16 protein-coding genes and 1 tRNA gene are annotated in these 18,220 nt (G+C 60.8%); 6 read left to right on the top strand and 11 right to left on the bottom strand.

Features of this window, described 5'->3' with window-relative positions; translation table 11 throughout:
* Positions 1-9 precede the first annotated feature (9 nt).
* Positions 10-489 (bottom strand): hypothetical protein, encoded by a 480-nt coding sequence (locus tag KI610_RS10260; RefSeq protein WP_226494881.1) that lies wholly within the window; start codon positions 487-489, stop codon positions 10-12.
* A gap of 260 nt (positions 490-749) precedes the next feature.
* On the bottom strand, positions 750-1,247 hold the full coding sequence (locus KI610_RS10255) for a hypothetical protein (protein WP_226494880.1): 498 nt from the start codon (positions 1,245-1,247) through the stop codon (positions 750-752).
* A gap of 730 nt (positions 1,248-1,977) precedes the next feature.
* Here KI610_RS10255 and KI610_RS10250 point away from each other — a divergent pair.
* Together KI610_RS10250 and KI610_RS10245 are read left to right on the top strand one after the other, a co-directional pair.
* A complete protein-coding gene (locus KI610_RS10250) occupies positions 1,978-2,568 on the top strand; it encodes a PEP-CTERM sorting domain-containing protein (RefSeq protein ID WP_226494879.1) in 591 nt (196 codons plus the stop codon).
* Between the two features lie 27 nt (positions 2,569-2,595).
* Entirely contained in the window at positions 2,596-2,874 is a 279-nt protein-coding gene (locus tag KI610_RS10245; RefSeq protein WP_226494878.1) for an integration host factor subunit beta, read from the top strand.
* Positions 2,875-3,250: 376 nt separating this feature from the next.
* Here the strand turns inward: KI610_RS10245 and KI610_RS10240 are convergent, their stop codons facing one another.
* From KI610_RS10240 to KI610_RS10220, 5 genes are all read right to left on the bottom strand, one after another.
* Positions 3,251-6,922: a DNA primase family protein gene (locus KI610_RS10240; RefSeq protein WP_226494877.1), complete on the bottom strand. Its 3,672-nt coding sequence runs from the start codon at positions 6,920-6,922 to the stop codon at positions 3,251-3,253.
* An 11-nt stretch (positions 6,923-6,933) separates the two neighbouring features.
* Positions 6,934-7,251 carry a helix-turn-helix transcriptional regulator gene (locus KI610_RS10235; protein WP_226494876.1) on the bottom strand — a complete coding sequence of 106 codons (318 nt, stop codon included), beginning with the start codon at positions 7,249-7,251 and terminating at the stop codon, positions 6,934-6,936.
* Between the two features lie 386 nt (positions 7,252-7,637).
* Positions 7,638-7,730: transfer RNA gene (locus KI610_RS10230), tRNA-Ser, on the bottom strand.
* A gap of 54 nt (positions 7,731-7,784) precedes the next feature.
* The gene (locus tag KI610_RS10225; RefSeq protein WP_226494875.1) at positions 7,785-9,005 is read right to left on the bottom strand and encodes an aspartate kinase; all 1,221 of its coding nucleotides are present in this window, start codon (positions 9,003-9,005) and stop codon (positions 7,785-7,787) included.
* Between the two features lie 85 nt (positions 9,006-9,090).
* On the bottom strand, positions 9,091-10,017 hold the full coding sequence (locus KI610_RS10220) for a histone deacetylase family protein (protein WP_226494874.1): 927 nt from the start codon (positions 10,015-10,017) through the stop codon (positions 9,091-9,093).
* Positions 10,018-10,137: 120 nt separating this feature from the next.
* Between KI610_RS10220 and KI610_RS10215 the strand changes: the two genes are divergently transcribed.
* The 4 genes from KI610_RS10215 to mltB are packed head-to-tail and all read left to right on the top strand — an operon-like array spanning position 10,138 to position 15,015.
* Positions 10,138-11,085, top strand: coding sequence for an AAA family ATPase (locus KI610_RS10215; protein ID WP_226494873.1), 948 nt, complete (start codon positions 10,138-10,140; stop codon positions 11,083-11,085).
* Positions 11,086-11,090: 5 nt separating this feature from the next.
* Positions 11,091-12,041 carry a DUF58 domain-containing protein gene (locus tag KI610_RS10210; RefSeq protein ID WP_226494872.1) on the top strand — a complete coding sequence of 317 codons (951 nt, stop codon included), beginning with the start codon at positions 11,091-11,093 and terminating at the stop codon, positions 12,039-12,041.
* Positions 12,038-13,972: a transglutaminase TgpA family protein gene (locus KI610_RS10205; protein WP_226494871.1), complete on the top strand. Its 1,935-nt coding sequence runs from the start codon at positions 12,038-12,040 to the stop codon at positions 13,970-13,972. The genes KI610_RS10210 and KI610_RS10205 overlap by 4 nt, the downstream gene beginning before the upstream one ends.
* The gene (mltB, locus tag KI610_RS10200) at positions 13,969-15,015 is read left to right on the top strand and encodes a lytic murein transglycosylase B (RefSeq protein WP_226494870.1); all 1,047 of its coding nucleotides are present in this window, start codon (positions 13,969-13,971) and stop codon (positions 15,013-15,015) included. Before KI610_RS10205 ends, mltB begins: the two co-directional genes overlap by 4 nt.
* On the opposite strand, the gene rpoS is transcribed toward mltB, so the two are convergent.
* Genes rpoS through surE form a run of 4 tightly spaced genes read right to left on the bottom strand, consistent with a single transcriptional unit; the run spans position 14,978 to position 18,220 of the window.
* The gene (rpoS, locus tag KI610_RS10195) at positions 14,978-15,922 is read right to left on the bottom strand and encodes an RNA polymerase sigma factor RpoS (RefSeq protein ID WP_226494869.1); all 945 of its coding nucleotides are present in this window, start codon (positions 15,920-15,922) and stop codon (positions 14,978-14,980) included. The genes mltB and rpoS overlap by 38 nt on opposite strands.
* The gene (locus KI610_RS10190) at positions 15,919-16,824 is read right to left on the bottom strand and encodes a peptidoglycan DD-metalloendopeptidase family protein (protein ID WP_226494868.1); all 906 of its coding nucleotides are present in this window, start codon (positions 16,822-16,824) and stop codon (positions 15,919-15,921) included. Before KI610_RS10190 ends, rpoS begins: the two co-directional genes overlap by 4 nt.
* The gene (locus KI610_RS10185; RefSeq protein WP_226498535.1) at positions 16,821-17,453 is read right to left on the bottom strand and encodes a protein-L-isoaspartate(D-aspartate) O-methyltransferase; all 633 of its coding nucleotides are present in this window, start codon (positions 17,451-17,453) and stop codon (positions 16,821-16,823) included. The genes KI610_RS10190 and KI610_RS10185 overlap by 4 nt, the downstream gene beginning before the upstream one ends.
* Positions 17,454-17,479: 26 nt before the next feature.
* On the bottom strand, positions 17,480-18,220 hold the full coding sequence (gene surE / locus KI610_RS10180) for a 5'/3'-nucleotidase SurE (RefSeq protein WP_226494867.1): 741 nt from the start codon (positions 18,218-18,220) through the stop codon (positions 17,480-17,482).

Raw genomic sequence — 18,220 nt, 5'->3', positions numbered from 1 at the left:
TGTCCTCGGTTACATATCAAAAAGAATGTCGTCAATGAGTGCCTTCGCATCAGCAGAAAGAGGCTCATCCAGATGGCGCCATTGCCAAGGAAGCGCCTGCCATTTCTGGTGTCTGGCTGCCAGGTCTCGTGTGTCGTAGCCGGCACCCTTGAGAAGCTCGAGTTCGCACGCACGGATCTCGTACCGCAGCTGCGGATAGTCCAGCTTCACGTCCTGGACAATTGAGGCGTGAAATCGCTCGGCTAGGCCAGGTATCCGGTGGGGCATGTCCGGCGGCGGCGGCAACGCGGCTTCGCGTCGTTGCTCAGCGATGTGCTGCAGGTGGTGTGCGATCTTTTCCTTGGGAGGTAGCGCCGCCACACGGGCGGTCTCGGCCTCGATGTCGGCAACGATTTGGGCAAAATCGAGTGGCTCCCGCTCCTGGACGATCGCATGGGGCGGCGCCATGCTCGATTCCAGCTTGATCAGGCGTGCAAGGTACCGGCTCACTGACGAGACTCCAGAGCAGCGATCCGAGCCTCTAGCTCGTGATCAGCGATCACCCGGCCGACTTGCGACAGCATGTAAATCAATCGGCTTCCATCAGCCACGTCGAGCGTTCCGCGCCGAGATTCACAGTAAACCCTGCTCATCTCACGCCGAACATCGCGCAAAGTCTTCAGGGGGATACGCCTTGCCGGGGTACCCCTCGCTGGAAGGTGTTCCCCTTCAATAGCTTGAGAACGTTCAGCAGTCACGTTTTCAGCCTTTTAAGCAGCCCTGCGGTGGGCTTCTTCGAGCTTCAGGCGGTCGAGCACGCCGCGGAGATGCTCTTCCGCCGAGGTGCAGCTCGGACCGGACGTGCTCACCGCTCGTGCAGCCTCCTTAATACGCTGCTCGATCGTCGGCTTGGCTAGTTCGACCGCATCGGCGAACAGCTGGTGTCGCTCGAGCTGGGCTTGCAGATCCTTGTCGGGATTGAGATCAACCGATTGCCCCTGAAGCAGGAGATCAGCCAGCAGCCGAGTGCGCTTTTCGGTCATGCTGCGAATTTCGTGCAGCGCCTTCCCACGTTGCTCCTCAAGATCCTGAAGGCGCAGGCGATATGTCGAGACGCGATCGATGGTTGCCTGGTGCCGTGCCTCGGCCTCAGAGATGTTCTGGCGAGCGTCAAGGACATCGGGGTGCTCGTCGAATTCGGTGTCAGAAATAAGGCTGAAGTACTCGCGGATGTGGCGTGGTAGCTCGCGGTATTCGAGATCAGTCATGGGTGCAGCCTCCTCAGAGATATTTTGTGAAGCACGGCCGTGGATTCGCCGGCAGTGAAATGGGTTGATGGGGTGGACCACCGGCTCCAGCCATTGAGGTAGCCGCTGCCGCCAGGGCAATCCACCGTTTGGTTCGTAGCAAAACTCGTATCGGTCGCGCCTCCGAGACCTGGCAGACGTCCAGAACACGGTTCGCTGAACGAGCGCGCCAGCCCGTGCAAGTCGTATCCCGCACCGAGAGGCGACCTTCAGCGAGATATCGACGCACTCGGCGATTTCCTCGCTGGAGACCCACAGCCCAGGTAGCTCCTCGAGCAGCGCTGTGACGAGGCGGTCGACTTCTGCCAGACGTTGGGGGTTGGTCGCCATTGCTGAACTCAGGCACGTCGTTCGCCGACGAAAATATCCAGGCGATCACGACGGATTCGAACCTTCCGGCCAGCCCGAGTAATCAGGCGATTGAAGCCGTGGCTGCCCCGCTTTACCCAGCAACGCATGGTGTTTTCACAAAGCAGCCCGGGATATGCCGCGGCTGCCTGGCGGAGGCTTAAATACTCGGGATTTGAATTGGTCATTGGGTACTCTGTGGTGCAGGTAATGCGAGCACTTTAGAAAAGCCCCTCCTGCTAGCAGGCATGGTTTTTCTATGACCTTTGGCCGATTGTCTAAGCTGTGTCCCTAGCGCACACTTCGATCAGGTGTCATCCCTTGACATCAATCGGAGACACAAATGCGCCGTTGCCTGGCCACTTTTGCACTGTTACTGGCATCTAATTTTGCCCACTCATCGCTGATAACCACGACCAAGTCGGGCGACTTGATGTTTGAGTACCTTCGGGGAGAATCTGGCCCATCCGTGCAGGAGTTCGGTATCGGCACACCGAGTGCGGATTCCACGCTCGCTGACCGAAATGTGGTTTTCGTTATCGACTACAACCGCGCCGTTGTTCCGCCACCAGTGGTGAATAAGGGCTATTACTGGGCCGGGAGCTCACTGGATTTTTACAACCTGTCCAACTATATGGGCAATTTGTTCGCGTTCAGCAGCAACCTAGCGACCTCGCCCTCCACCGCAGATCAGGCTGTATTCACCGACACCGACAACAGCCTTGGCCGGGGAGGAAGCGTTATCGAGATAATTGGCGACAACGACTGGGTACTGCATCTCGACGATGCCTGGTCATATCGCTTCGATGATGACGATAACGAGCTGGTGCTTCGCGTCTGGGTTGATACCAGCGCTGCCGTCCCCCTTCCGGAGCCAGGGTCGCTGCTACTCATTGGCACAGGGCTGTTTCTTGCGTTGAGACGCCGCCAGTAAGTCGTTGTTTTCGCTAAAATGCCGTGCATGACTCGATCCGAACTCATCGCACAGCTGGCGCAACGCTTCCCCACCCTCGCCCGACAAGACGCTGAAGTCGCCGTAGCCGAGATCCTCGGCGCCGTTGGCGGTGCCTTGAAATCCGGCGGCCGCGTTGAGATCCGGGGCTTCGGAAGTTTTTCCTTGAACCATCGGCCGCCTCGCACCGCTAGGAATCCGAAGACCGGCGAGAAGGTCAGCGTGCCGGCCAAATGGACGCCTCACTTCAAGGCCGGCAAAGAACTTCGCGAACTGGTCGATGCCTGATCCCAGGCCGCGCTGCAACCGGTGCGAGCACTACCACGTTACTTTCGATCCGAACTTTCCCTATGGCTGCCGGGCTATGGGGTTCAAGAGCCGTCGTCTTCCGGAACGCGATGTAATTGCCTCTTCTGGCCAGCCTTGCCTCTACTTCGAACCTAAGCACCACAAAGCGGGGGAATAACGTGGGGGATTCGCCCCTATTGAACCTACCTACTTATTAAATAAATTTTTCGGACTCTTTCGATTCAATTATTTTTCTAAAAAGTAGCTCAATAGAAAACCCTCAAATCCCCCATGAAACTCCCCTCACTAAAATAAAAAGAGGAGCGATTTTGTCGCTCCCCAAAAAATCCCCCACCTTTTCCCCCACAAATCTCCCTCAGTCCTTAAAGTCCTCCTCAACCGTATCCGCTCGACCAAAAGTCCTGTTGAAAAGATCCATCGCTTCCCGCTCAGCTTTTCTCTCCGCTACCTCATCGGCAACGTAGTCGGCCGGCGCGTCGTCACCTGCCAAGGGGTTGATCGAGACTCCACGGACGACGAGCTGATTGTGCTGAGTAAAGAGGTTGAACCCTGCATTCTGCAAGGCGCTGATCAATGCCTGCTTTCCAAGTGCGGATGCCCTCGGCTCATGCTCTGCCATCCAGGACCGGTAAAACTGCTCAATGATGGTGAGTTTGATTGCCGGTGCGGCGGGATCACTGACCAACATCTGCCGGAAAAAGTTACCCGTGGTGTTCGCCGAGCGCATCCACGTATCTGCAGCTCTGGTCACTTCATCCGGACGCTGGTAGCGGCCACGCTGCAATACGCGCTGCCAGGCTTCGACCAGAAGATTCAGCACACCAGGCAGTTCATTGCGCATGATGTACTGCTTCAGATTGGGATCTTTCTCGCCCTCGGTGAGCTGGTGCTTGAATTCGATCACGTGTGCTCGCCGTGTCATACCGTGGCTCGTGTCTGCCGTGCGTGGCCAATGGTTAGCCAGCATGATCATGGTTGCCCGACTGGTGAATTGGAACGTCGAGCTGTTCTTGGGATTGGCGGTCAGAACCTTCTCCTCCGACAGCTTCTTCAACCAGTCGTCAGGAAGCAGAACCCCCTGCTTCACGTCGTCATCAATGAAGGCAAGTTTCCCGACCAATGACGAGGTGAAATGGTTGTCCTTCCCTGCTGCAGCATCGGCGATGCTCCCTTTCAGGCAGGCACCGCCACCCATCACTGCCTCGATGATATCGACGAGGAAAGTCTTCCCGTTCTCGCCTCTACCTTTCAGCAGCATCCACATGGCTTCAATTCGACGGGGCTGAATTACGGTCCCCATCAACTCAAGGAAATGCCGGCTCACCTCAGCAGGGGATTTGCACTCTTTGAAAACCAAACCCAGGGCTGCTTTGAATTTTGGGCAGTCTGCCGTGGGCTCGTAGCTAGTAGATAGCTGGAAAGTCAGCTTGTGGGCAGGGTCATGGTCAACGAATTCCACGTTGCCCTCTTCGTCGAACCAGAGTTCGCCATTTCGGCAGTTGATAACTGACTCAGGAAAACTCCCTTTCAAGTTGAGCGGATCACTGGCCTTGTCCTCCTTCGCACAGAACCTTCGGAGGTTTCCACAGACCGCGGTTGTCAGCGCGTTCAGGTAGTCCCCACGTTCCGACTCACGTAACAGTTTGGTCAAGCCCCTTACCTCTTTGCTTGCGCCGGCCAATATGCGCTGGATGCTCCGTTGCACCCTGTTCTCAACCAGGCTCGAATCCGTCTGCTTCCACACGCCGCCTCGATACAGCCACCAACTATCGCCAATGAAGGTCAGGTGCTTGCCGGAGGCAAACCAGTCATCGAGCACCTGCTTGACGAGCCCCATCTCCAGATCGAAGACCCGGGCGGTCTCGTCTTCCTCTGGCGCCAGCATTTCACGCAATGCCTTCGCTGGGAGCTTGGCTTTACTCGGGGAAAGTGCGGTAAATCGCTTAGCAATAGAGTTCTCCAGCTCTGCCTGCTCGTGCGGCTGAAATCCATTTTCAACCATCGCAGCCTTAATGGCCGGCACAACCTCTGCCATCAGCTTGAGAGGCGTTTCCGCGCCGGCAATAGCCTGGATCAGCGAAGCAACAACAGCGGCGCGCTCCTCATGTTCACGCAGGCTATCCTCGCGCGCCGCCTCCAGCAGCTCCGGCAACTTCCCCGCCCACTCCAGCATCGCCAGATTGGACGGCTTGGCATTGATTGGCAGGCTATCGATATCCTCCTGCTCGAAGGCATCATCCGACGCATCGAGATGGCCGAACTTGAATACGCGGACCAGATCCCACAGATTGGCAATGCCGTCGATCGGCCAGGTGTTGTGGCTCGAGCCGACGTGCATGCCGTCATCGTGCACCCACACACCCTCCGGCGTGCCGCCCCCGTTGTGCCAGGTGTAGCGGCGTTCGGAGACGGCCTCGAACTCGCCCTCGAGGTGGTTCAGCAGCACCTCCTCGGCGGTGAACACCTTGTTGTAGAGACCAACCAGGCCGGGCTTCTCGGACGGATCGACCAGTTTCATATCTGATCCACCCTCCCCGCTGCCCTGCTCCCGGGCCTGGGCCAGCGTGTCCTGGGCGATGACCAGATCTACATAGTCGGTCTCACCTTGATGCCAGCCCGAGCGGACCGGCACCGGGTCGGTGCGGCCCTCCTCGAAGATGGGGTCGGCCGTGTAGCGGATCTGGACCCGACGATAGACAGCCTTGTCGATAGCTGGCGTGTAAGCCTTGGCCCATTCGTACATCTGGGCAGTCGTGTAGGCCGTCTTCGACCACATCCACAGGTGACACTTGAGGATGCCCTCCTTGCCAGGCATGCCTGCCGAGCTCGAGAGGTGCCAGTAGAAACTGGCCGTCCGGAAGCAAGGCGGCAACTTCTCGGCAAGGAAGTCCAGCACCGCCAGCTCGGTCTCGAGTATCGGGTCGGCAAAGCCAGGCCGATAACCGTCGATGTCGATCACGAAGGAGTGCAGCGGCTGGTCGTCGAAGTTAGCATTGGTCCGCGTCACCGATCCCTGGACGTTGCCGGGCTGCATCTCGTCCTTCGGCGCTCCGGCAATCAGGCAACGCTTCTTGTTCTTGTGCAGCTTGCCGAGCAGCGTGGCCAGGGCGGGCAGGTCGGCCACCTCGACGGTCTTGACCTTGAAGCTGGCTGCGTCACCGTAAGCCTCGGTGGTGCCGTCAGACTTGTAGGTCTTGGTCAGGTGGGGACCGGTTGTTTCGAGAACGGTGAGCCGATCGATCCCCTCAGTAGTCTTTGCGGGACGCTCCACCAGCAGTAGAGCAACGGACTCGCTGCCAGCCCTAAAGTATCCATACTGGTTCTGGCTGGGCTCGACGGTGCCGTCCTCGAGCAAAGCGCCGGCTGTGGAGATCGGATACCCCGGCTTGCACGACGCTGGCTTGATTACGAGGCCGACAGACTCACGCCATTTATCCAGCTCGGACAGCTTCATAGGGCGTTCAAGCCAGAACACCAGGTGAGCTTTCAAGGCCCTCTTCCCAGTGTGCTCGCTCCTACGGCACATGCGCCAAACGAAACTGGCATCCTGAAACGGCTCAGGCAGGACACGATCGATGAACTGCAAGATCGCCTCTTCGGGTGCAGTGACCGGGTCGATCCCTTCGGTATCCCAGCCAACCTCAATAATCAGCAGTCGCGCAAGGCAGTCTTTGAAATTGGCTTTACTGGCTTCAATCAGGCCGTTGGCGGTATGTTTAGCTTTGCCGTCGCCGACGTAAGCGCCTTGAACGATGCATGACAGTGGCTCCCGATAGAGTTCGTCTAACAACTCGGCGACGTCGGAAAGGTTTTCAACTAGACACTTTCGAACCCTGGACGCGCCATTGAAGACGTTATTGGTGTGCCTCTCGCCGCCTCGAAAGAACGTCGTGAGCGGATCACCGACGGTTTCAAGGACTGTTATCTCGGCAGAAGATCTTACGGTAGAATCTGCGACGTGCGCAGTATCTGAGGTCGTGCCGGTGCCAGCCGGTGCGGCCTTTTTCACTTCTGAGGGGGTGCGCATATCGAGCCCTCTTAAGCGATGCTGTCGATCAGGGCACGAATATCCTCGACACGCCAAGCCGTGACACGTGGACCGAGCTTCACCGGCTGCGGAAAACGCCCTTCCCGCACACCACGCCACCACCAAGTAGGACTTCCGGGAATCAGACCAGGGGTTGCCGAGCGGGCCCTGCATGGGCGATTGTCGTTCTTGGGCTTAACGCCCTTTGCCAACGCCTCTGCGCGTAGAGCGGCGGCCGCTTCTCGGTTGCGCTGAGCCTCGGCTTCGGTCACTTCGCGTTGGGGGAGAATCTGCGCGAGTCGCAGGAATCCAGTTTCGGGGAGATTCATTATTGGGCCTCGTAGCGAGACCTGGGCCGAGTAGAAAGTATCGGACCAGGATAATCTGGTCGCTGATGGCTACTTGCCTACGGTCGCAACGGTTCCAAGCCTTTTTCCGGGTTCCACTTGCAGCGTGACTAGTGGCGGACCTCGGGAGGCTCCCTGAAGTTCAGGGCCCTACTTCTCTCGACCTGCTACTTACATCCGGGGCCGTAGGGTCGGGCCGTGTCCGGAAGCTGCTATAACAAAGTGTTCGTAGCTTAACGTGCTTTGCAGTTTTTGCAAATAGCAAGGGGACACCACTCAAGGGCGAACGAAGTGGTGGGCTGAGCGGTGGGCTATCGGCGCTCAAGAAACAAAAAAGCCCCTAGATTCAGGGGCTTAATTGCTGTTACTGGCGGACACGCAGGGATTCGAACCCTGGATCCAGGTTTTGCCCGGATGCACCCTTAGCAGGGGTGTGCCTTCGACCACTCGGCCACGTGTCCTTGCCTGCTACAACGAGGCGCGGATGATATAGGCTCCGCGCCTTTTGGTCAAACTTACTGATCGAGACCGAAAGTGCGGTGCAGGACGCGGACAGCCAGTTCCAGATACTTCTCGTCGAGGACGACGGAGATCTTGATCTCGGAGGTCGAGATCATCTGGATGTTGATGCCTTCGTCGGCCAGAGCCTTGAACATCTTGGAGGCAACACCCGGGTGGGAACGCATGCCGACGCCGACGGCCGAGACCTTGCAGATCTTGTTGTCACCGGTGATTTCGCGGGCGCCGAGCTTGGCCTTGACACCTTCGAGGATGCCCTGTGCCTTGGCGTAATCGCCACGGTTGACGGTGAAGGAGAAATCGGTGGTGCCATCGTGGCCGACGTTCTGGATGATCATGTCGACGTCAATGTTGGCGTCGGCGATGGAGCCCAGGATCTGGTAGGCGATGCCCGGGGTGTCGGGAACGCCGAGCATGGTGAGCTTGGCTTCGTCGCGGTTGAAAGCGATACCGGAAATGATCGGTTGTTCCATGTTCTTGTCTTCCTCAACAGTGATCAGCGTGCCTTCCCCTTCGTCCTGGAAGCTGGAAAGAACGCGCAGTTTGACCTTGTACTTGCCGGCGAATTCGACCGAGCGGATCTGCAACACCTTGGAGCCGAGGCTGGCCATTTCCAGCATCTCTTCGAAGGTGATGGTGTCGAGCTTCTTGGCTTCGGGCACGACGCGCGGGTCGGTGGTGTAGACGCCATCGACGTCGGTGTAGATCTGGCACTCGTCGGCCTTGAGCGCGGCAGCAAGCGCAACGCCGGAGGTGTCAGAACCGCCACGACCGAGTGTGGTGATATTGCCGTGCTCGTCGACACCCTGGAAGCCGGCGACGACAACAACGTGGCCGGCATCGAGATCGCGCCGCATGTTGGCTTCGTCGATCGACAGGATGCGCGCCTTGGTGTGCGTGCTATCAGTCAGCACCTTGACCTGGCCGCCGGTGTAGCTCTTGGCCTTGCAGCCGATGTCCATGAGCGCCATGGAGAGCAGGCCGGTAGTGACCTGTTCGCCGGTGGACATGATGGCATCCAGCTCGCGCGGATCGGGAGTGGCCTGAACTTCCTTGGCCAGAGCGATCAGCTTGTTGGTTTCGCCACTCATTGCGGAGACGACGACGACCACTTGATGGCCCTGTGCCTGGAACTTGGCAACGCGTTTGGCGACATTCTTGATGCGCTCGGGATTACCGACCGACGTACCGCCGTATTTTTGAACAATCAACGCCATGGATTTGTCCGGTTAAACGTTGGAAACATGAAAAAGAGGGCGGGATTTTACCCCAGCCAGCTCTTTTTCCGAAAGAAAACAGTGGCTAGAGATCGGCCAGCGAGCGCAGATGGGCGCCAACACTACGGGCCAGCGAGGTCATCACGTAGCCGCCTTCGAGCATCGAGACGATGCGCTTGTTGCACATTTCGGCGGCCAGCTGCTTGAGCTGATCGGTGACCCAGGCATAGTCCTTTTCGAGGAAGCGCAGGTTGCCCATGTCGTCCTCGAAGTGGGCGTCGAAGCCGGCCGAGATGAGGATCATCTGCGGCTTGAATTCACGCAGGCGCGGCATCCAGACCTGGCTGACGGCATCGCGAAACTCTTCGCCGCCACAACCGGAAGCGAGTGGCACGTTGCACATGTTGGCAGCCGGCTTGTCGGTACCGCTGTACGGGTAGAACGGGTGCTGGAAGATGGAGCACATGAGCACCTGCTCGTCACCGGCAAAGCAGTCTTCGGTGCCGTTACCGTGATGGACGTCGAAGTCGATGATTGCCACGCGCTCCAGGCCGTGGGCGACGAGGGCATGCTTGGCGGCAACGCCGACGTTGTTGAAGAAGCAAAAACCCATCGGGTTGGCTTTTTCGCAGTGATGACCGGGCGGTCGCACTGCACAGAAGCCGTTTTCGATTTCGCCCTTCATGACGAGGTCGACGGCCAGGCAGCCGGAGCCGGCGGCACGCAGCGCGGCCTGCCAGGTATGCGGATTCATCGCGGTATCGGGATCGAGGTGCACGACGCCCAGTTCCGGCGAGGCACGCTTGAGGCGTTCGAGATGCGAAGCAGGATGGACGCGCATCAGTTGTTCGAAAGTGGCGAGCGGCGCGTCGTAGTAGACGAAATAGGCGTCGATCCCCTGGGCGATCAGGTGATCATTGATGGCGGTCAGACGCTGCGGGCATTCCGGGTGATGCGAACCCATGTCGTGCAACTGGCAGTCACGATGGGTGATGATGGCAGTGGTCGTCACTTGTTCTCTCTCTGCGAAGCGGCGCACAAAACGGCGCACGTCGAATTGTCATTATCGTCCCATTCACCGCGCCGCTTCAAGCATTAGAATGGGTTTGGACAGACACTGCGGAATCATATGATGTTGAAAAGCACACTTTCCGGCCTCGCCGGTCGCCCGCGGGCATTCGATGACGTTCTCGAGCAGGCTGGCCGGATCATCCTCGGCAAGGATCACGAAATCCGGCTGGCCATCGCCTGCCTGCTGGCCAACGGCCATTTGCTCATCGAAGACCTGCCGGGCATGGGCAAGACGACGCTGGCCCACACGCTGGCCCGGCTGCTCGGGCTGCAGTTTTCGCGCATCCAGTTCACCAGTGATCTGCTGCCGGCCGACATCACCGGCGTTTCGGTCTTCGAGCGCGACCGGAGCGACTTCCGTTTCCTGCCCGGTCCGGTCTTCGCCCAACTGGTACTCGCCGACGAAATCAATCGCGCCACGCCGAAAACGCAGAGCGCCCTGCTCGAAGCCATGGAGGAAGGCCAGGTCACGGCCGAGGGCCAGACGCGGATGCTGCCGACACCCTTTTTCGTCATCGCGACGCAGAACCCGGCGCACCAGATCGGTACCTTTCCGCTACCCGAATCGCAGCTCGACCGCTTCCTCATGCGCCTCGAACTCGGCTACCCGGACCGCGCGGCCGAACGCGCCCTGCTCGCCGCCGGCGGCCAGCGTCGCCGAGTCGAGGAACTGACGCCATTGCTTACACCCGATGATCTGCCGGCCCTGCAGCAGGAAGCCTCAGCCATCCACGCGGCCGGCCCGCTCATCGATTACGTCCAGGCGCTGGTCGAGGCGACGCGGCAGAATCCCACCTTCCAGCACGGCCTGTCGCCACGCGCCGGCCTTGCCCTGCTTGCCGCCGCCCGCGCCTGGGCCTGGCTTGCCGGGCGTGACATGGTCCTGCCCGACGACGTCCAGGCCGTGCTCCCGGCCGTCGCCCGACACCGTCTGCGCTCGGCGCAAGGTGGCGGCTACGCGCAGGCCGAGGATATCGCCGCCCTGATCCGCAGCGTCGCCATTCCCTGAGTTCCGTGGGCATCGTCGCCACCCTGCAGCAAAAACTGTTTCGCTGGCACAGCGACGGCACGGCGCCGCTGCGCCTCGGCCAACGGCGCGTTTTCATCATCCCCTCGCGCGGCGGCCTGCTCTACGCCCTGGCACTCATCGTCATGCTGATCGGCGCCATCAACTACAACCTTGCGCTCGGCCATGCGCTGGTTTTCCTGCTGGTCGGGCTGGGCATCGTCGGCATGATCCACACCTTTCGCAACCTGCACGGGCTGGTCATCACGCCGGGACGTAGCGCGCCGGTTTTTGCTGGCGAAACGGCGCATTTCCAGATCACACTCGACAACGACCGCCCGACCCCGCGCCTCGGGCTCGAATTGGAAGCCGAAAGCGGCCACCCGGTGTTTGCCACGGTCAACCGGAAAAAAAGCACAAAATTGAACATTCCGGTCAGCGCCCGAAAGCGTGGCTGGCTGCCCCTACCACGCGTCCGCCTGTCGACGCGCTATCCGCTCGGCCTGTTTACCGCTTGGGCCTACCTGCAACCGGCCATGCGCTGCCTGGTCTATCCGCAGCCGATCGCCGCCCCGCTGCCTCTTGCCTCGCCAACACCAGTCGGCGGTGAGCGCACTGGCGACGGCGGCCAGGAGGACTTCGCCGGATTCCGCGCACGCCAGCCAGCCGACTCGCCGCGCCACGTCGCCTGGAAAGCCAGCGCCCGCAACGCCAACGGCCCGCTGCTGATCAAACAATTCGCCGGCGGTGCGCAGGTTGAACTGATGCTTGACTGGCAACTCACCGACGCCGGCCTGGCCAACGAAACCCGCATCGGCATCCTGACCGGCTGGGTGCTCGCCGCCGATGCCGCCGACGCCCATTACGGCCTGCGCCTGCCCGGCGTCGACATCCCGACCGGCAGCGGCGAGCGGCATCGCCAGCTTTGCCTCGAAGCCCTCGCCCTCTGCCAGCCATGAGCACGCCGGCCCACGAAGCCCTCGACCGCCACGCCACGCCCTGGCTCTTCGCCACGGCACTGGCCACCACGGCGCCGCACTTCATGCACCAGCCGCTCTGGCTCAGTTCGGTGGCCGGCGCCCTGCTGCTGTGGGCCGTCTGGCTGTGGTGGAAAGACCAGCGCCTGCCCGGCCGCTGGATATTGATTCCGCTGGTCGGCGCCGGCAGTGCCGGCATCCTGCTCGAATTCCACACCCTGTTCGGGCGCGACGCCGGGGTCGCCATGCTGGTCATGTTCATGACCATGAAGCTGCTCGAACTGAAATCGCGGCGCGACGCGATGGTCGTCGTCACCCTCGGCTACTTCCTGCTCCTCACCCACTACCTCTACTCGCAAAGCATCCCGACCGGTATCTGGCTACTCGCCGCGATGTGGCTCGTCACGGCGACGCTAATTCGCCTGCACGGCGGCCCGTCGAGCCGCCCACGCGAAACCCTGCGCTACGCCGGCGTACTCTGCCTGCAGGCCATCCCTTTCATGCTCGTGCTATTTCTGCTTTTCCCGCGCATCTCCGGGCCACTCTGGGGCTTGCCTTCGGATGCCTTCACCGGCAAAACCGGGCTGTCCGACACGATGACGCCGGGTAGCATCGCGCAACTGGTCCAAAACGGGGACATCGCCTTTCGTGTCCGCTTCGACGGACCGCTGCCCCCCAGGCAGAAGCTCTACTGGCGCGGCCCGGTCATGGAGCAATTCGATGGCACGACCTGGCACTTGTACAAAGGCCGCCAGCCCGCTGCTCAGCTCGAAAGCCTGTCGCCGCCCATCGGCTACGAAACCACGCTGGAAGCCCACAACCAGCGCTGGCTGCTGGCCCTCGACGCGCCCGTCGCGCTGCCAGCCGAAACCTACCTGAACGGAACGATGACCGCCACCAGGCAGAACGCGATCAACGAGCGAATACGCCTCCGCCTGTCCGCCAGCCTCGACTACCGCCTCAATACGAGCGAAGACCCGACGGTGCTGCGCCGCAACCTCGCCCTGCCGGCCAGCGGCAATCCGCAAACCCGCGCCCTGGCCACTCAGTGGCGCGCCGGCAATCCGCCCGAGGCCGTCATCGCCAAGGCCCTCGCCCTGTTCAATGCCGAATTCACCTACACGCTCCAGCCGCCACTCCTCGGCCAGCACGGCATCGACGATTTCCTCTTCCGGAGCAAACGCGGTTTCTGCGAACACTACGCCGCCGCGTTCGTCACCCTCATGCGCGCCGCCGGCATTCCGGCCCGCGTCGTCGGTGGCTATCAGGGCGGCGAATTCAATCCGCTCGATCAATACCTCGTAGTCCGCCAGTCCGACGCCCATGCCTGGGCTGAAGTCTGGCTGGCCGGCAAGGGCTGGGTTCGCATTGACCCAACCGCCGCCGTGTCGCCCAACCGTATCGAAACCGGCATCGCCGGTGCGCTAGGTTTCGGCGAGCCGTTGCCCATGCTCATCCAGCTGCGCGCCGACTGGATCAGGACACTGCGTTACCGCTGGGAAGCCATCAACAATGCCTGGAACCAGGGCGTGCTCGGCTACGACCCGCAACGCCAGCGGGAACTGCTGGCCCGCCTAGGTTTGTCCGATACCGACTGGCGCAGCCTGGCCATCGCGCTGGGCAGCACCTGCGGCCTGCTCGTCGCCGGCCTCATGGCCTGGGCGCTCTACAAACAGCCGGAACGCGACCCGGTCGTTCGCCTGTGGCACAAGGCACTGCGACATCTGGCGCGAACAAAGGTAGACTGCGCGCCGTGGGAAACGCCAATGGAACTGGCCCGACGCGTTCGCGAACAGCGCCCGGAACTGGCCGAAGCTTTCCAGCGCGTGGTCGACGCCTACCTGGTAGCGCGCTACGGCAACACCGACCAACACCTGAAAATACTGCGCGACGCCATCGCGCAATTGCGATGATGAACCTGAAACTGACGCTTGCCCCACTGCTCCTCGCAGCACTGACCTCGCTGGCCCATGCCGGCCCGAACTCCAAGACCAACACGCCAAGCTTCGCCGACGATCCGGCCGCCATCGAATTCGCCCGCGACCTCGAAAGCCGCCACGGTTTCAAGGCCGACGAGTTGATCAGCCAGTTCGCCCAGACCCGCCCGAACGCCACCGTCCTCAAGCTGATCCAGCCGCCCGCCTCGCCGCTGCAGCGCTCGTGGGAACGCTACCGGCCGCGCTTCCTGAACGAGCGGCGCATCGATGGCGGTGTCGCCTTCTGGCAGGAAAACGCCGGGCAACTGGCCAAGGCCTCGGCACTCTATGGCGTTCCCGAGGAAATCATCGTCGCCATCATCGGTGTCGAAACCGAATACGGCCGCAACACGGGCGGCTTCCGTGTCTTCGAGGCGCTGTCCACGCTGGCTTTCAATTACCCGCGGCGAGCCGAGTTTTTCCGCACCGAACTCGAACAATTTCTGCTGCTGGCCCGTGAAAACAATCTCGACCCAATGGCTGTCAAAGGCTCCTTTGCCGGCGCCATCGGCATCCCGCAATTCATGCCGGGCAGTCAGCGCCGCTACGCTGTCGATTTCGACGGCGATCAGCGCGTCGATCTCGGCAACAGCGTCGACGATGCCATCGGCAGCGTCGCCCGCTTTCTTGAGCAACATGGCTGGCAAGCGGGGCAGCCCATCACCGTGCCGGCCATGACGGCAGGGACGCCCGAGGCCGGGCTGATTCAGGCCGGCATCCGTCCCAGCCTCAAGGTCGCCGATCTGGCCGACCAAGGCATCCGCGCCAACATCGACCCGCAGACGACGGCGGCGCTGATCGACCTCGTCTCACCGGGGCGCGAGACGGAATACTGGTTGGGATTCGAGAATTTCTACGTCATCACGCGCTACAACCGATCGAGCTTCTACGCCATGTCGGTTTTCCAGCTGGCCGAAGAAATCCGCGGCCGGATGTGCGCGGCTACAACAGAGAATCGCGAGAGATATTGCCGCGCTTGATGATCTTGCGCAGGCGATCCAGACCTTCCATCTGAATCTGCCGGACCCGCTCGCGGGTCAGCGCCAGATCGTGGGCGATGACATCGAGCGTTGCCACATCGGCGCCATTCAAGCCATAGCGACGCTCGATGACCGAACGCTGGCGCTCGGTCAGTTGATCCAGCCAGTCGCCGACCAATGAACCGACTTCGCTCAATTGCAGCAATGACTCGGGATCGCCACCGCCATCGTCGGCAATGACTTCGGCGATGGTGTGGCTGGGATCGATGTCGAGCGGCGCATCGAGCGAGGCGATATGTTCGTTGAGCAACAGCGTGCGCCGCACGTCCTCGACCGGCCAGTCGATCAGCGCCGCAATCCGCTCGACCGTCGAATCCCGCTTGTCGGCCGACTCCAGATGACGCATGGCGCGCAGGACGACATTGATTTCCTTGATGATATGCACCGGCAAGCGAATGGTGCGCGACTGGTTCATGATGCCGCGCTCGATGTTCTGCCGTATCCACCAGGTGGCGTAGGTCGAGAAGCGGAAACCGCGTTCCGGATCGAATTTTTCCAGCGCGTGGATCAAACCGAGATTGCCTTCCTCGATCAGGTCGAGCAACGGAATGCCCCGATTCAGGTAGTGCTTGGCAATATTCACGACGAGCCGCAGGTTGTGCTCGATCATGCGCTGGCGGGCGGCGAAATCACCGGCACGAACGAGCCGCGTCGTGGCCAGTTCCTGTTCCGGGGTGAGCAGCGGCTTGGCCCCGATCTCGCTCAGGTAAAGCTGGGTAACGTCCTCGAGCAGCTCGATTTCCGGAATGGCGACTTCAGGCTCGGGTAGCTCGGGCTCTGGCAGCAGGACCGAGTCATCGGGCTGCTCCTCGAATTCATCATCCAAGCCCTCGCCGATATTGCTCATCTTTTCGGCAGATACAGCGCCGGGTCGACCGGCTTGCCCTGTTTGCGGATTTCAAAATGCAGCTTGACCGAGTCGGCATCGGTATTGCCCATCTCGGCAATCTTCTGGCCGCGGCTGACCTGCTGGCCTTCCTTGACGAGGATTTTGCGGTTGTGGGCGTAGGCCGACAGATAGGTGGCGTTGTGCTTGACGATGACCAGTTCGCCAAAGCCGCGCAGGCCGCTGCCGGCATAGACGACCTTGCCGTCGCCGGCAGCCAGGACGGGATCACCGGCCTTGCCGGCGAAGTCCAGGCCCTTGTTGCCGCCATCGCTATACGGTGCCGAGAGCCTGGCCGATGTCGGCCACATCCAGGGCACATCGTCGGGGCTGGTGGCAACGGCCGGGGCTGCCTCGGGCTTCACTTCTGGCTTGATTTCGGCCGGCTTGACGGTGTCGCCGCCGACCTTGTTCAGGCGGGCGTAGGCTTCATCCGAATACGGTTCCTTGCCGACACGCGGCTCACGCTTCAGTGCGCCATTTTGCTGGGCAACTGCGACACTGCCGGCCGGCTGATCGAGCGAGCGAGACTCGACTGCGGAGCCAACTTCAATCGGTTTGGTGACGGCACCATCAGCGACAGGTTCGGCAGCAGCACCCGGCGGTGCAACGCGCAGGATCTGGCCTTCCTTGATCGATGACGGGTTGGCGATATTGTTCCAACTGGCGACATCGCGATGATCCTGACCGTGCTCCAGTGCAATGCGGTACAGGGTGTCGCCGCGCTTGACCGTGTAATAGCCCGGACCGGCGGGCTGGACAGCGGCCTTGGAGGTCGAGCGATCGACCGCCGGTACCGGCTGCTGGGAAATACAGCCAGCCAAAAACAGTACGGGGAAAACGACGGCGACGATTCGAATCATTGCGTTCCTGAAAGTAGCGGGACGAAACGCACGGCATCAAGCCGGGTTTCGACATATCCCTGAGGCGTGTGTTCTATGAAGCTAAGATACTGCTCAGCAGCCCCCACTGGCAAGACCAGGCGCCCATCTGGCGCAAGTTGCTGGAGTAGCGCGGGCGGCACACTGGCCCCGGCTGCTGCCACGATGATACTGTCAAACGGCCCGGCCTCGGGCAAACCGAACTGGCCATCGGCGTGCTTAAGGCGAACATTGAACTGCTGCAGGGTGCGCATGTTTGCCTTGGCCTTTTCGAGCAAGGGCGCCAGTCGCTCGACGGCATAGACTTCGTTGGTCAGCTGGGCCAACACCGCAGCCTGGTAACCGCAGCCAGCACCGATCTCGAGTGTCTTGCCCAAGGTCTTGCGGCCGTTGAGGAGCAGTTCGATCATGCGTGCCACGACATAGGGCTGCGAAATGGTCTGCCCCATGCCAAGCGGCAGCGCAGTGTCTTCGTAGGCCCGCGAGGCCAGCGCCTCCTCGACGAAGACGTGGCGCGGAACGGCAGCCATCGCCTTGAGGACGGTTTCGTTGCGGATTCCCTTTTCGCGCAGGCGCTCGATCATCCGCGCCCGGGTGCGCTGCGACGTCATGCCGATACCGTTCAACACACCATGACTCACTTCATCCACTGACGAATCGAAGGAAGCTGGGCGGCGTGCGTCAGATCGATCTGCAACGGGGTAATCGACACAACGCCGCGCTCGATGGCATTGAAATCGGTACCCGGCCCGGCATCGGCAGCCGCGCCGGCCGCGCCGACCCAATAAACTGTTTCATTGCGCGGCGAGGTCATTTTCACCACCGGCTCGGCTTTATGGCGGCGGCCAAGACGGGTCACCTCCATGCCATTCAATTCAGCGTAGGGAATATCGGGGACATTCACATTCAATAAAACAGGTTCGCGAATAGGATCGCGAATAAAGCGCTCAACCAATTCGCGGGCCACACGGCCGGCTGTCGCAAAATTATTTCCCTCGAAGTTGGTCAGGGAAATGGCGATAGAGGGAATGCCGAGCAAATAACCTTCCGTTGCCGCAGCAACGGTACCCGAATAAATCGTGTCGTCGCCCATATTGGCACCATTATTAATTCCCGAAACGATAATATCCGGCAATTCATCGAGCATGCCGGTAACGGCCAAATGGACGCAATCGGTTGGCGTGCCATTTACAAAATGAAAGCCATTGGCCGCCTTTTTCAAAAACAATGGCCGATCCAGCGTCAGTGAATTACTGGCGCCGCTGCGATTCTGCTCGGGAGCAACGACGACCACCTCACCCAGGCCGTGCAGCGCCTCAGCCAGGGCAGCAAGCCCCGGCGCAAAATAGCCGTCGTCGTTACTCAGCAGAATACGCAT

The sequence above is a fragment of the Ferribacterium limneticum genome (assembly GCF_020510565.1).
GTDB classification, from domain to species: domain Bacteria; phylum Pseudomonadota; class Gammaproteobacteria; order Burkholderiales; family Rhodocyclaceae; genus Azonexus; species Azonexus limneticus_B.
This window is presented reverse-complemented; position numbering and strand designations above follow the sequence as displayed.